At 54.3% G+C, this 13,356-nt stretch carries 13 protein-coding genes and 4 pseudogenes; 16 read left to right on the top strand and 1 reads right to left on the bottom strand.

Annotated elements, in window-relative coordinates:
• Positions 1-48 precede the first annotated feature (48 nt).
• The 12 genes and pseudogenes from ROLI_RS21155 to ROLI_RS21105 form a co-directional block, all read left to right on the top strand.
• Positions 49-336, top strand: coding sequence for a YggT family protein (locus ROLI_RS21155; protein ID WP_187428418.1), 288 nt, complete (start codon positions 49-51; stop codon positions 334-336).
• Positions 337-408: 72 nt separating this feature from the next.
• Complete coding sequence (locus ROLI_RS21150; protein ID WP_187428417.1) at positions 409-1,425, top strand: glycosyltransferase family 2 protein; 1,017 nt, start codon at positions 409-411, stop codon at positions 1,423-1,425.
• 294 nt (positions 1,426-1,719) lie between these two features.
• On the top strand, positions 1,720-2,334 hold the full coding sequence (locus tag ROLI_RS21145; RefSeq protein ID WP_187428416.1) for a ribonuclease D: 615 nt from the start codon (positions 1,720-1,722) through the stop codon (positions 2,332-2,334).
• Positions 2,331-3,293, top strand: a complete 963-nt coding sequence (locus ROLI_RS21140) for an SIS domain-containing protein (protein ID WP_187428415.1) — start codon at positions 2,331-2,333, stop codon at positions 3,291-3,293. Before ROLI_RS21145 ends, ROLI_RS21140 begins: the two co-directional genes overlap by 4 nt.
• 6 nt (positions 3,294-3,299) lie before the next feature.
• Positions 3,300-3,908, top strand: coding sequence for a hypothetical protein (locus tag ROLI_RS21135; RefSeq protein ID WP_187428414.1), 609 nt, complete (start codon positions 3,300-3,302; stop codon positions 3,906-3,908).
• A gap of 24 nt (positions 3,909-3,932) precedes the next feature.
• Positions 3,933-4,403, top strand: coding sequence for an LptA/OstA family protein (locus tag ROLI_RS21130; RefSeq protein WP_187428547.1), 471 nt, complete (start codon positions 3,933-3,935; stop codon positions 4,401-4,403).
• Positions 4,403-5,161 carry an LPS export ABC transporter ATP-binding protein gene (lptB, locus tag ROLI_RS21125; protein ID WP_187428413.1) on the top strand — a complete coding sequence of 253 codons (759 nt, stop codon included), beginning with the start codon at positions 4,403-4,405 and terminating at the stop codon, positions 5,159-5,161. The genes ROLI_RS21130 and lptB overlap by 1 nt, the downstream gene beginning before the upstream one ends.
• Before the next feature lie 252 nt (positions 5,162-5,413).
• Positions 5,414-5,980, top strand: a complete 567-nt coding sequence (gene hpf / locus ROLI_RS21120) for a ribosome hibernation-promoting factor, HPF/YfiA family (RefSeq protein WP_187428412.1) — start codon at positions 5,414-5,416, stop codon at positions 5,978-5,980.
• A 43-nt stretch (positions 5,981-6,023) separates the two neighbouring features.
• A complete protein-coding gene (locus ROLI_RS21115; protein ID WP_187428411.1) occupies positions 6,024-6,488 on the top strand; it encodes a PTS sugar transporter subunit IIA in 465 nt (154 codons plus the stop codon).
• Between the two features lie 196 nt (positions 6,489-6,684).
• On the top strand, positions 6,685-7,059 hold the full coding sequence (locus ROLI_RS21110; RefSeq protein WP_187428410.1) for a hypothetical protein: 375 nt from the start codon (positions 6,685-6,687) through the stop codon (positions 7,057-7,059).
• Positions 6,996-7,193, top strand: a complete 198-nt coding sequence (locus ROLI_RS23895; protein ID WP_222869359.1) for a hypothetical protein — start codon at positions 6,996-6,998, stop codon at positions 7,191-7,193. Before ROLI_RS21110 ends, ROLI_RS23895 begins: the two co-directional genes overlap by 64 nt.
• Positions 7,172-7,541 (top strand): annotated as a pseudogene (locus tag ROLI_RS21105) (transposase); the annotation flags it as partial. The gene ROLI_RS23895 and the pseudogene ROLI_RS21105, both read left to right, overlap by 22 nt.
• Here the strand turns inward: ROLI_RS21105 and ROLI_RS21100 are convergent.
• Entirely contained in the window at positions 7,486-7,923 is a 438-nt protein-coding gene (locus ROLI_RS21100) for a hypothetical protein (RefSeq protein WP_187428409.1), read from the bottom strand. The pseudogene ROLI_RS21105 and the gene ROLI_RS21100 sit on opposite strands and share 56 nt — an antisense overlap.
• 700 nt (positions 7,924-8,623) lie before the next feature.
• Here ROLI_RS21100 and ROLI_RS21095 point away from each other — a divergent pair.
• The 4 genes and pseudogenes from ROLI_RS21095 to ROLI_RS21080 all read left to right on the top strand — a co-directional run bounded on the left by ROLI_RS21095 (position 8,624) and on the right by ROLI_RS21080 (position 13,054).
• Entirely contained in the window at positions 8,624-10,609 is a 1,986-nt protein-coding gene (locus tag ROLI_RS21095) for a bifunctional diguanylate cyclase/phosphodiesterase (RefSeq protein ID WP_187428408.1), read from the top strand.
• Positions 10,610-10,893: 284 nt separating this feature from the next.
• A pseudogene (locus tag ROLI_RS24015) lies at positions 10,894-11,088 on the top strand (hypothetical protein); the annotation flags it as partial.
• A gap of 264 nt (positions 11,089-11,352) precedes the next feature.
• Positions 11,353-12,043, top strand: a pseudogene (locus ROLI_RS24010) (Mu transposase domain-containing protein); the annotation flags it as partial.
• 100 nt (positions 12,044-12,143) lie between these two features.
• Positions 12,144-13,054, top strand: a pseudogene (locus ROLI_RS21080) (ATP-binding protein).
• Positions 13,055-13,356: the final 302 nt, after the last annotated feature.

Genomic DNA, 13,356 nt, shown 5'->3' with positions numbered 1-13,356 from the left:
TTCAAAGCGGCTTGCCTATTTGAGGCTGACGCAAAGAGAGGTCCGGCGATGCAATCCCTTTTTCAAATCCTGATGCTGTTATTGGATGTGGTGTGGTTTTTCATCATCGCCCATGTGATCATGAGCTGGTTGATCAATTTTCAGGTCCTGAACACACAACAGCAACTGGTCGCGCAGATCTGGTATATGCTGAACCGTATCCTGGAACCAATTTACGGGCCGGTGCGTCGCATCCTGCCACAGATGGGGGGTATCGATCTGGCACCTTTGGCAGTTCTGATTGGCGTGATGATCCTGCGGATCGTTCTGATCAACAATCAGGCATTGTTTCTGTAGCATTACGTTGTTTGAGATCCGCGCCGTAACGGTCCAAGACCTTAGCGGCGGCGGTTGGCCAGATGAGACGCAATGGGATTGGAAAACGTGATGCATATCCCACGGGTTTCCATCATTATGCCGGCTCATAACGTTGAGGATTTCATCGGCGAGGCAATCGGCTCGATTGCGGCGCAAGCGTTTTCCTCCTTCGAGCTGATCATTGTGGATGATGCATCAACGGACGGCACCGCAGAAGTCCTGCGCAAAGCTGAAGAATTATGGCCCCTGCGCGCCGAACAGTTACGCATTATCCATCAGGCCAATGGCGGTGCGTCATCGGCCCGCAACAAGGGTGTTGCCGAGGCGCAAGGAGCCTTGCTGGGTTTCATCGACGCCGATGACCGCTGGTCGCCACAGACCCTGGCGCATCTGGTCGCCGCCTTGGATGCATTTCCCGAAAGTGACATCGCATGCCCTCTTTACCGGCGGATAAATGAAGACGGGGATGAGGTGAACTATCTGGGTGAAAGGGTCGATCCCCGACCCCTACGGCATGCCGAAACCAGGCAATTTAACGCGGGCGAAACCCTGATTTCCACTCCGGCACAAAGCGCAACCGGCGTGATCGTTCGGCGCGAGGCTTTCTTGGCGGGCGGGGGCTTTGACACGGCGCTCAAGTCAAACAACGATGTGGACTGTTGGCTGCGCATTCTCTGGACACGGCAATCGATGCTCGTCCAATGCCCGCAAGCCGTCGTTGATTACCGCATCAGACCGGCACAAATCACATCCGACGTTCGACGGATGCAAAGGGGTCACGCCCAGTTCCTCAAAAATCACCAGCCCTTACTGCGCGATATCGGCCTTGCCGCACGGCTACGGCATCTTGGTCTCGTGCGCGCCTATTGGGCGCTGCTTGCGGCCCGGCACGGCGATCTGGGAAGTGCGCTGTGGTATTGGTTCAGCGCGATCCTGCTGTTTCCAGGCCTTGCTTTGCCGGGCACGCTTGGCTCTAGCGCTGCCTTTGCGATCGCCAAAGCCGTGTTGCCGACCCTGTTCTGGCAATGGATCAGCAAACTGCGCAGGGCATTGAAGCGAAAGAATTGAACCATTCCCAACTGGCGTCGGCAGGATTACCGATTTGTTTTTCCAAGCATTGAAGTACGCCGCCTTCTGTGATGGTGCCATTGGGGGTCAAAAAAGAGCCACCCCGCCAACGTATCCCTGCAAAGGATTAAACACTCTATTCATTCGAAGAAACTTCAGGGCGCGGAGCAGAAGGGCAACCTCCACCAGCGCGGGTCAGCGAAATTCCGCGCCGTTTTCCAAAACCCTTCATCGCGCGCCTTGCGCTGCAACCTCATACTTCCACAAGCCACAAAGGCAGGATATAGGAACCCAATGATACATCAAGTTTACAAGAATGATCTTCCAGATGGTCTCGATCTCGGGCCTGTGGTGGCAATCGACTGCGAAACCATGGGCCTGAACCCGCACCGAGATCGGCTGTGCCTGGTGCAACTGTCCGGGGGCGATGGCAAGGCACATCTGGTGCAAATCGCCAAAGGCCAGACGCAGGCTCCCAACCTCTGCGCGCTGCTGGAAAACCCCGAGGTGCTCAAGCTGTTCCACTTTGGGCGCTTTGATATCGCAGCGATGCTGAATGCCTTCGGCGCAACAACGGCACCCGTCTATTGCACCAAAATCGCCAGCCGCCTGGTGCGCACCTATACAGACCGGCATGGTTTGGCAAAGCTGTTGCAGGAGTTGCTGCACATCGACATTTCGAAACAACAGCAATCCAGCGACTGGGGTGCGGAGACGCTCAGCGATGCACAGATCGACTATGCGGCCTCCGATGTCTTATATCTGCACCAACTGCGTGACGCACTGAATGTCATGCTGGAACGCGAAGACCGCATGGAAATCGCGCAGGCCTGTTTTGATTTTCTGCCAATGCGCGCCCGCCTTGATCTGACCGGTTGGCCCGATACGGACATCTTTGCACACTCATGAGCACGCCCTTTCTTGATACCGCCCAGAGGGTGATCCGCGCAGAGGCTGACGCGTTGAACACGCTGGCTGACGGGCTTGATGCGCGGTTCGCGCAAGCCGTCGATCTGCTGCTCGACAGCAAGGGGCGCGTGATCGTCACCGGGATCGGCAAATCGGGACATATCGCGCGTAAAATCGCAGCCACCATGGCAAGCACCGGCACCCCTGCGCAATTTGTCCACCCGGCCGAGGCCAGCCATGGCGATCTGGGCATGATCACAAGTGCGGATGTCGTTCTCGCGATCTCCAATTCTGGCGAGGCTCCAGAGCTTGCTAATCTCGTGATCTATTCGCGCCGCTTCAACATTCCGCTGCTGGGGATCACCAGCGTCGAAACCTCCAGTCTGGGGCGTGAATGCGATGTCGTTTTATTGCTGCCCCGGTTGGGAGAAGCCTGTGGCACGGGCGTGGTGCCCTCGACCTCCACAACGATGACCCTTGCCGTTGGGGATGCTCTGGCGATTGCGCTGATGGAACATCGCGCCTTCACACCAGAAAATTTTCGCGATTTTCACCCCGGTGGCAAATTGGGCGCGCAACTCAGCCGCGTTTCCGACCTGATGCACTCCGGCGCGGATATGCCGCTGGTCGGACTGGACACACCGATGTCCGATGCCCTCATCGAGATCAGCCAGAAGAGCTTTGGTGTGGTTGGCGTCACGGATGAGGCGGGAAACCTCGTAGGGGTCATTACCGACGGGGATCTGCGTCGCCATATGGATGGGCTTTTGTCGCTCTGCGCCAGGGACGTCATGACGCCGTCTCCGGTCACGATTGACCCAACTGCGCTGGCGCAAAAAGCCGTTGGCATGATGCAGGCCCGCAAGATCACCAGCCTCTTTGTGCTGGAGAGCGACGGTACAAAAATGCCACTGGGGTTGATCCGCATTCACGACTGCCTGCGCGTGGGTCTGGGCTGAACCGGCATGGCAGGGGATCGGTATTCACGCATGGTGGCATGGCTCAAAGTCGCCCTGCCCCTCGCCGCCCTTGGACTGCTGTCGACGCTTTTCCTGCTTTCGCGCGTGATCGATCCCACACAAGCGATCCCATTTGCCGACACCGAAGTGCAGGACAGGCTCCTGAACCAGCGCGTATCAGGCCCCTACTACTCAGGGACGACGGCGGATGGCGATCAGATCGCATTTGTCGCTGACTCCGTCGTGACACCAAATGGATTCGCTGGGGCCAGTGACGCCGACAACGTCTTTGTGAAAATCGATCTGATCGGGGGTGGCACGGTGAATGTGACCTCACAAGCAGCCTCGATTGACGTTGCCAACGACATCAGCGATCTGATCGGAAACGTGGTGCTGAAATCCTCCACGGGCTATATTGTGACCAGCGAATTGATCACGGCACGCGTCAGCACGCTGGACATCCGCTCACCGGGCCCGGTCTTTGCCGATACCCCGGTCGGTGAATTGGTCGCCGGTGCGATGCATCTTTCAACCCCGGTTCCGAGTGCACCGGCTCAATTGGTTTTCACAAATGGTGTGAAGCTGATATATCTTCCCAAACAGGTGAAAGAATAATCCGTGAAAGCTCTTTATTTTTTGATGCTCCCGTTCTTCTGGCTGTCATTTGCGACGGCCTCATTGGCGCAAGGCACGCAGGTTGCTTTTGGCACGCTGCAACAGGACACGACCTTACCCGTTGAAGTGACGGCCGAAAACCTGTCGGTCGATCAGGCCACCGGCACGGCGATTTTTACCGGCAATGTCGTCGCGGCACAGGGCGAGATGCGCTTGTCATCAAAGCGCCTGCTTGTCGTTTACCGCGAGGACACCCAAGGGATCGAGCGGATGGAGGCGACCGGCGACGTTGTGCTGGTTTCCGGGCCTGATGCCGCGGAATCAGAACGGGCAGATTACAATATCGACGACGGGACCATCGTGATGCGTGGCAATGTTCTGCTGACGCAAGGACCTTCGGCCCTGACCGCCGACAAAATGACCGTGCAACTGGACAGCGGCACAGCGCAGATGGCCGGATCCGTGAAGACAATTCTGCAGACTGGCGAAAATTGATGGCACGCCCCGAACTTACTTTGAAACAGGGATCTGCCGGTCTGCACGTCGAACACCTGCGCAAATCCTACCGTAAAAAGACCGTTATCCGGGATTTTTCGATGTACCTCGAACGCGGCGAGGTCGTGGCTTTGCTGGGTCCGAACGGATCGGGCAAGACCACCACATTTTACGCGGTTGCCGGGCTGGTCACACCGGAAGGCGGCAGCGTCCGCATCGACGGGCAGGATGTGACCAACCTGCCGATGTACCGACGCGCGCGCATGGGCATTGGCTATTTGCCACAGGAAATGAGCATTTTTCGTGGCCTCTCTGTTCAGGACAACATCAGCGCAATCCTCGATATTACAGAAGCGGATCGGCACAAACGCCGCGAACGGCTCGAAGAACTGCTGAGCGAATTTTCGATCGAACATCTGCGCCGCGCCCCGGCGCTGGCGCTATCGGGGGGCGAACGGCGGCGGGTGGAAATTGCCCGCTGTCTTGCTGCCAAGCCAAGCTATCTCCTGCTTGACGAGCCCTTCGCCGGGGTTGATCCGATTTCAGTAGGCGACATCCGTCATCTGGTGTCTGACCTCAAGAAACGCGGCATTGGCGTGCTGATCACGGATCACAACGTACGCGAGACCCTTGAGATCGTGGATCGCGCGTATATTTTGCATGAGGGACGGGTTTTAATGTCCGGCACACCGGACGAAGTCGTGCAGAACGAAAATGTGAGACGTGTTTATCTTGGCGAAAACTTTAAGATTTCGTAAATTTTCGTACCCGACGTTAACCATTTTTTCTGTATCTAAAAGCGGCTTTTATTTGACTTTCGTCCCCGTTTTCGGGCTCAATGAAGGAATGGGATGTATCAGTTTCTGTATGACCACGCTTCGGGCTCACCCTCAGGGTCAAGCAATTCATAACAAACTGGGATACCATTTTCCGTGATCGCAAGATGACCTCTTTCGGTGCTTTCGCACCGTGAGAAACCCGCTTTTGATCATTCAAATAAAGGAGAGACCATGCGCTACCAAATCAGCGGCAAACAGATCGATATCGGCGAGGCACTTCAAACCCATGTCCAGGAAGAATTGGGCGCGGCCGTCAAGAAATATGCCGAACGCCCGACCGAAGCCGTCGTGGTTTTTTCCAAATCGGCCCATGAGTTTGTATGTGAGGCGACCGTGCACCTTTCGACCGGCCTGACGGCACAGGCAAAAGCCCATCAGACCGAAATATACGCCGCATTTGATGCCTGTAGCGCCAAGATGGAAAAGCAACTCCGGCGCTACAAGCGTAGGTTGAAAGACCACCATAAAGATCGTGTAGAGCCGGTTGAAATCTACGGCGCGTCCTCGTATATCCTCGCATCAGACGACGATTCAGAATCGCAGGAACCGGAGACGCTGCAACCTATCATCATCGCCGAGATGGAAACGAAAATCCCATCTTTGTCTGTTGGTGAGGCGGTTATGCATATGGAGCTTGCAGGCGCGCCGGTTTTGGTTTTTCGAAAGGAAGGCAAAGAGGGTTTGAATGTCGTCTATCGTCGAGATGATGGAAACATAGGCTGGATCGACCCGAAGTAGGATCCCTGAGGCGCATATATGCCTCCTGAAAAGTGCGAGCGGAATGGACTTTAATAAACTCCTCAAACTTGAGGCGGTAAAGGTATCGACCTTCGCCTCCAGCAAAAAACGCCTTATGCAGGATCTAGGTGATCTTGCAGAGCACGCCTATGGGCTGAAAACGGGTAAGGTCTTGGAAGCCCTCTTGGCCCGTGAGGCTCTTGGCCCAACCGGCGTGGGGCAAGGGGTTGCCCTGCCGCACGCGCGCCTGAAAGGTCTGGATCAGGTGGTCGGTGCCTTTGTCTTGCTGGACAAGCCAATTGATTACGATTCGGTTGACCGTCGGCCCGTGGATATCGCTTTTGCGCTTTTCGCACCCGAAGACGCCGGAGTTGAACACCTCAAGGCCCTGGCAATGGTTTCGCGCACGCTGCGTGACGTTGGCATTTGTACCAAACTTCGCGCGAATCCGATGGCCGCAACCTTGCATACGATCCTGACGTCGGCGCAGTCCGAACAGGCAGCATAGTGATATAAGACAGAGAACTTACTCTGTTTTGAAACGCAACGGTGTCAAAATTCTGGGCCAGTTCATTTGGCTTTCGTGCTATTTGCTATCCGTCACCGTCGTACCAATAAGGTTTGCGCGGAACATGGCCGCTGGTATTGTCCCATTAACAGCCACGACATTGCCGGTTTTGGGGATGCCGGCGTAGATGATCCCCATGCGCAGACAGAAGATCAGCTACAAGGGTCGTCGGTTTGCACCAGAAATCATCGCCCACTCCGTCTGGCCCGGTACTGCTTCAATCGCAGCTTTCGAGAATTTGAAGCGATGCTGCTGGCACGCGGGATGGGTGCTCTGCGCGAAGCTATCCGCCGATGGATTAGGAAGTTTGGCCCTGATATTGCACGTGGTTTGCGCCAACGGCAGCCTCAATCCGGCGGTGTTTGGCATTTACGGCGTTCTCGTTTTGGCGAAACACCGGGGACGAAATTTTGGCTTTAGCGAGCGGGTGATCAGAACGGCGGCGTTTTGGATGAAATCTTTCAACGCCGCCGAGATAAGAAAGCAGCCAAACGTCTGGTGCACAGGTTGATTAAGAGACTGGGGAGGGCGGTAAAACGATTTATCACTGACAAGTTGAGGTCCGACGGTGCGCCGAAACGAGAGATCGCGCCAGGTGTCGAGCATGGGGCGCACAAGGGTCCGAAGGTGAAGGCGTTTCACTGACAAAAGAGAACGTATCGCGCCTGTCCACAATGTCAGCAGATGAAGCCAGCCACTGGGATGAATTGCACGTGGGCTACCACGTTGATCACGTTAAGCTGAATCCACTCAGAGATCTACAGTGACTGCGGTAAGTACACCAACATGGTTGAAAGTTTCTTTTCCCGTCTGCGCCGCATGGTGCAAGGCCAGCACCGCCATGTATCGCTGCAATACCTCTATAAGTACGCAAACCACGCTGCATGGTTGGAAGATAACCGCCGCTCCGACAATGGGACGCTGGCACAGATCGCTATCAGTAATGCGATGGCAGCGCCTGTTTCGCGCAACTGGAAGGGTTATTGGCAGCGCGGGCGTAAACGCCCCAGACGCACAGCCCGCCTTTCCTCTCAATCATCTTTACCGCATTACGTCTGCGGGTGTGCCTGAGCGCCTGAACGACCTTGTAGACGACAGAGTTGCGCCGCGGCGTGTCTGACACGTCCAGGCCGTTCTCGCCCATTGCACGCTTTGCTAACTCGCGGGTGTTCAGCGGACCTTCCACAAGGTGACGCTGGCATATCCCGGCAATCTCACCTTTGGCAGAGAATCCCTGCGGCTCTCCGATGATCTTTAAGGTGGCGTTGATATGCGCCAAGTCGTGCTTGGCCTGCGCTATCTGGGCTTCGTGCTTTTTGATCGCGCCAATAATCTCAGCCTGCTTGCGTTCTAAGGTTTGCGTGGCAAGTTCCATGGGGTATTATGGATTCACAGTCCCGGTTTTCAGCTATATTATTGATGCATTTGATACATTAAGCCGCCTTGTTGGGGATGCAGTTCACGTGACAACACCCGTCAAAAGCCGCGAGCGGATTACCAGCATCCTCAACGTGAGTAAAAATGAATTTATACCCATCTTAGAAAGGGTAAACATCGGTTTCCGAAAACAGCAGTGGCGATGTAGGCGGTAATGGCTGTACCCAAGATTCGACGTGCAATGCCGGGCGGCAAGTCTTCCCATTCAGCGGCATCCCTGGTGTTAAGCAAAGCACCTGAGACAATGAGGGACCCGAAAAGGATCACGGTCCGGGGCACCTGTTCTGGAGCCACAAGCGTCATCACAGATGCGACAATCATCCCGTAACCCGCGCCTGAAAACCGTTAAACACGGTTGCCAATAAGGCACGGTCCGAATTCTGGTAACCCGTTATCTGGCGTTAAAATGGCCTGTCTTGGTTTTAGACAACTGTAAACGCTGCGTTTGATTGCAGGACAAAGAATGTCGCGGTCAGCTAGCGAAAGATCGAATTGTCGTCTTTTTGTAACCAAGTCGGTGTCCCAAAGAGGTACATTATTCAGGTTTTACCCATAATCCGTAAGGAGTTTTGACTCCGTGAGAGGTCTCGAAGATCGTGCTTCAAGAATCTTGGCTCGTTCGCCGCGCAAGTACGGCCATGCTCTCTATTGCCGGGGCGTTGGTGTTTGCGGTCGGCTTTTTTTTGGTGACCACTTGGGAGGTAACCCGCGTGGAGGCTAGTCAGCGGTCTCAGCTCATTGAAATGACAAACGGCTTTGTTTCGGTTTTTGCTGAGAACCGAGGCCATGGCGCACCTGTACCGGCAACGTTCCGTCGTATGGGGATAGAGCAATTTACAAAGAAAGAATCAAAGTCGGACTCTGAAGTAAGAACAACCGTTCGTATGCCTGGACGCCCCGGTCTTGAGTTGCGGACCCAGGAAAACGACGTTCGGATCAAGGAGATTATTCAGAGCTTTGTGGACAAAACAGCCCTTGATCCTTTGCAAGAATATCGGCTTGAAAATGGGCGTTTAGTAGGACGTACGATTTACCCATCTGTCGCAGGCGTCGAGAGCTGTGTGTCTTGTCACAACGAAATCCTCCAGGATGAAACCTATGAGATTGGGGATGTCATGGGTGCCTTTGTGGTTGAAAGTGATCTGACGGCGGCGACGTGGCGCAATGCACAGTATTCAATGGTTGCCTTTGCCATCGCCCTGCTGGCCTTTGGCGTGCTCGCACGCAGAGAAAGACGGCGAATGCGTGAAGTTGTGGATAGCCTTGAAGCCCGCGTCCTTCTCGAAAAGAGGAAAGTAGAAGCTGAAGCTCATGCAACGTTTTTGACATCGCATGACGCACTGACGGGATTGCCTAATCGTGCGATGTTCAGAGACCGTCTGGCAAGTGAAATAGCGAATCGAACCGGATCTGGTGTTTCTGTTGGGTTGCTCGACCTGGACGAGTTCAAGGCCATTAATGATACTCTCGGGCATGGAGCCGGGGATGCCCTGCTGGCGGAAGTCGCCCTTCGATTAACGAATGTGATCAAGGAGAACAACGGTCTGGCGGCGCGTTTTGGTGGCGATGAATTCGCGATTGTCTTCAAGGCTGGTGAAAAGCATTGTTCGCCTGATGCTGTCGGACGTGCTATTTTGAAAGCTCTGACACCCGTTTTTTCATACAAAGACAACGTCATACATCCAAGATGCTCGATTGGTATTGCAACGACGTGCGATGGTGACCCAACGTCACCGGCCGAATTGCTCCAATTCGCTGATGCCGCATTGTATGAGGCAAAAAACGAAGGAAAGAACCTTTTCAAATTATTTGATGAAACTATTCGCTCATCTCTTATGCGTCGCACTGAAATCGGAGCTAAACTGGCTGACGCAGTCTTCAACGATGATATTCGCGCAGTCCTTCAGCCAAAACTTTGTTTGGCTACCGGTAAATTCATGGGGTTTGAAGCGCTTGGGAGATGGCGGTTGGGCGGAGAAGAAATATCACCTCTTGAATTTATCCCTATCGCAGAAAAAATTGGGTTGATCCGAAAAATTGATATCGCGGTCTTGCATAAGGCGGCTGAATTTGTCGTCCGTGAAGAGGCGGCAACGGGCTTAAAAGTTCCGTTGAGCACAAATATTTCAGCGCTCAATTTTCGTGCTGCGGGACTTGCAGAAGCCATTCAGGACGTTTTATGGCAGACAAAGCTGGAACCTGATCGTCTTACATTAGAGCTAACAGAAACTGTGGCAGTCGAAAACTGGAACGCGGTCCAGGAAGTGCTGTCCATTTTGCGGCCAATGGGAGTGAGAGCGTCCCTCGATGATTTCGGAACCGGGCATTCGTCTCTTAGCTATCTGAGGCGTTTTAAGTTTGAGGAAATAAAAATCGACCGTAGTTTTATTCGGGACATTGAGGAGGATAAGGAAACACGCTTTCTTTTCGAGAGCATTGTGGACATGGCCATCGGACTGGGCAGCACTCTTGTTGTCGAGGGAATTGAAACCAGTAGACAGGCGAGTATTGTCTCTGAAAAGGGTGCACACATAGGGCAAGGATTCTTCTTTTCGCGACCATTAGAGCTAACAGAAGCCAAATCCTATTTGCAATCAAAGAATTTGGGAGCCGCCCAGAGATAACAGTCGCATGGCGGTTTTTTGCTGCGATGCGATTTTTATCGTCAAAAAGCGGTTCACCGCACCCACTCTCGGTAGATTTCAAACCAAATTTCGCTACTGGCTGCTCGGCCAATCAGGGCATGGGGTAGCGGGCGCTTTCCAAATGGTGGATGGAGCACTCTAGAGCAGTTCAAAGGGTGGAAATGGAACGGCTCCTATGTTTGCAGCTTGGCATACCCCGAACCCGCTTGTTGGTATCATAATGTCGCTAAATAGCGCGAAAGCGCTTTTTGCAATGTATTTACATGTCAGACACCAATTCACCTTTAACAGGCCGGTCAGGTGGCGGTCATGTCGGCGAGTTGGCCTGCGAGGATGCGGTCAGGTTCGCCTGCGTGGGTCGCACGGGACCACATTGCCCGGCAGTGCATGTTTACGTGCACGAGAGGGGCGCATTGCGTGACAAAATGCCGATACGAGAAATTGCGCGGCGCACTGGGCTGTCTCGCAACACCATCAAGAAGTATCTTCGCGACGACGCGGTAGAGCCAAAATTTAAGACGCCGTTGCGCCCTAGCAAGTTGGATCCTTATGCGGATCGGTTATCATCATGGCTTTTGGCTCAAACGCGGAAGTCTCGCAAAGAGTGGCGCAACGTCAAGCTGATGCATGAGGACTTGGTCAAGCTCGGCTATGATGGGTCCTACGAGCGGGTCACCAACCATTGCCCGGCAGGGTATTGCGTAGCAATGTCACGAGGGGGGTGCTTGATCACTTTCGAGCGCAACCGTTACAGCGTGCCTGCCAGCTTTGCGAACCGACCTGTCAGTCTTCGTGTTTACCCAGAACGATTGGTCATTGTGGCTCAAGGCCAAACCGTCTGCACACATGAGCGCATCATTGACCGATCCCATCGCAAGCCAGGCAAAGTCATCTATGATTGGCGCCATTACCTCGCGGTCATCCAACGCAAACCGGGGGCCCTTCACCCCTCTCGGCAGCATGCCTTGCATGCGCCTGCCGGGCAATGAATGGCGCGCCGTTTACAGAGATGCCCCCCTTTCGGCATCTTTTCCTGTGGAAAAGAGCCTGCCGGGCACCGGATACCTTCCGCCGACTGCAAAACCACATGCTTCGTAAGGAGGGTGGTGACAGGGAAATGGTCGACATCCTGTCCTTGGTTTTACACCACGACGAAAGCGCCGTCCTGCGTGCAGTTGAGCTGGCGCTGGAAGCTGGGGTGCCGACGAAGACACATATCCTGAACCCGTTGCATAGACTGATCGATCCCAAGCAGACAGATCACCCAGAGATCGATCCGCCCCCCTCTCGGCAGATTGCTTTGCAATCGCCTGTCGGGCAATGGATGCTCTTGCATTGGAAACCGCCCCAAAGGCAAATGTGGATCGCTATGACGACCTCAGACAGGCAGGAGGCAAGCGCAATGCGTCATGATCCTGCAGGAGCTTCCATTATCATCATGCTGCGCAGTCTCAAGCTGCGTCTCGCCAAAGGCGAGCATCTATAATTGCGCACCTTTGGTGCGACATGGCGCATGCCCCCTTTCGTGCATTGCTGCGCAATACCCTGTCGGGCAGTGGTTGACGGTCTGGTTACACAAGGTGTTCCAGCATTTGAGGCGGCCACCCCGATGTTGTCTCAACTGCTCAAGGCGGAAATGGCGGAACGCGAAGTGCGATCCATTGCCTATCACACCAAGGTGGCGCGCTTCCCATCCTATAAGGACCTCACGGGTTTTGACTGCGCGTCGAGCGACATCAATGAGGCCACAGTTCGTCAACTCCATCGTAGTGAGTTCATACATTGCCCGGCAGGGTATTGCGAAGCAATCTGCCGAGAGGGGAGAATGCGGAAAACGTGGTTCTGATTGGCGGACCTGGAACCGGCAAAAGCCATGTTGCCACCGCTATCGGTGAGCACCACAGACGCAAAGTGCGCTTCTATTCCACCGTCGAACTGGTCAATGCATTGGAACAGGAAAAGGCCCTCGGAAAGGCCGGGAAACCTCTCGGGACATCGCGTCGCGATACCCTGCCGGTCAGTGAATGGCTGAGATGCTCACAAAAATCGACTTGGTCATCCTCCCCTCTCATGCATGTAAACATGCATTGCCGGGCAATGGACGAGCTTGGCTACCTGCCGTTCAGCCCGTCAGGCGGCGCACTGCTGTTCCACCTTATGAGCAAGCTCTATGAGCGCACCAGTGTCATCATCACAACCAACCTCAGCTTCAGTGAATGGGCCCAGGTCTTTGGCCCCTCTCATCGTTTTGCTGCACAAAACGACTGCCGGGCAATGGATGCAAAGATGACAACAGCGTTGCTCGACCGGCTTACCCACCGCTGCAACATCCTCGAAACAGGCAACGACAGCTACCGCTTCAAGACCAGCTCAGAGGCCGCAAAGAAAACCACAAAGGAGGCCACCACATTGACCAAAGCATAGCTACCGATACATAACTAACAGCGGGTCAAATCTCGGTGAAAATACCGGCTCAGTTCTCAATGACATTCAACACATTGGTCGAACAACGGTTTGAACAACCATGCCGAAAGCAGTCACTTGCTATTTCGAAAGCGGGAGGGGTGATGCAGGGATGTCGTTCACAGGGTCGCTTGTAGTCGTATTCGGTTTGGCAAGATCAGAGAATCACAAGAAATTTGTCAGGATATCTTACAATGCAATCGTACCTTCATACTGCAAACGCGGATACCAGCCAGGAAAATTCTGAGTGATATTAGGTGAGT

Source organism: Roseobacter fucihabitans, assembly GCF_014337925.2.
Classification (GTDB): Bacteria; Pseudomonadota; Alphaproteobacteria; order Rhodobacterales; family Rhodobacteraceae; genus Roseobacter; species Roseobacter fucihabitans.
Note: the sequence above shows the minus strand (reverse complement) of the source record. Positions and strands in the feature narration are given on the sequence as shown.

Bases quoted from the DNA above. Each gene is read 5' to 3' on its own strand.
- lptB (WP_187428413.1), top strand. From the start codon at position 4,403: ATGGCACGCCCCGAACTTACTTTGAAACAGGGATCTGCCGGTCTGCAC.
- ROLI_RS21140 (WP_187428415.1), top strand. From the start codon at position 2,331: ATGAGCACGCCCTTTCTTGATACCGCCCAGAGGGTGATCCGCGCAGAG.
- ROLI_RS21145 (WP_187428416.1), top strand. From the start codon at position 1,720: ATGATACATCAAGTTTACAAGAATGATCTTCCAGATGGTCTCGATCTC.
- ROLI_RS21155 (WP_187428418.1), top strand. From the start codon at position 49: ATGCAATCCCTTTTTCAAATCCTGATGCTGTTATTGGATGTGGTGTGG.
- ROLI_RS21130 (WP_187428547.1), top strand. From the start codon at position 3,933: ATGCTCCCGTTCTTCTGGCTGTCATTTGCGACGGCCTCATTGGCGCAA.
- ROLI_RS21135 (WP_187428414.1), top strand. From the start codon at position 3,300: ATGGCAGGGGATCGGTATTCACGCATGGTGGCATGGCTCAAAGTCGCC.
- ROLI_RS21110 (WP_187428410.1), top strand. From the start codon at position 6,685: ATGCGCAGACAGAAGATCAGCTACAAGGGTCGTCGGTTTGCACCAGAA.
- hpf (WP_187428412.1), top strand. From the start codon at position 5,414: ATGCGCTACCAAATCAGCGGCAAACAGATCGATATCGGCGAGGCACTT.
- ROLI_RS21150 (WP_187428417.1), top strand. From the start codon at position 409: ATGGGATTGGAAAACGTGATGCATATCCCACGGGTTTCCATCATTATG.
- ROLI_RS21115 (WP_187428411.1), top strand. From the start codon at position 6,024: ATGGACTTTAATAAACTCCTCAAACTTGAGGCGGTAAAGGTATCGACC.
- ROLI_RS21100 (WP_187428409.1), bottom strand. From the start codon at position 7,923: ATGGAACTTGCCACGCAAACCTTAGAACGCAAGCAGGCTGAGATTATT.
- ROLI_RS21095 (WP_187428408.1), top strand. From the start codon at position 8,624: ATGCTCTCTATTGCCGGGGCGTTGGTGTTTGCGGTCGGCTTTTTTTTG.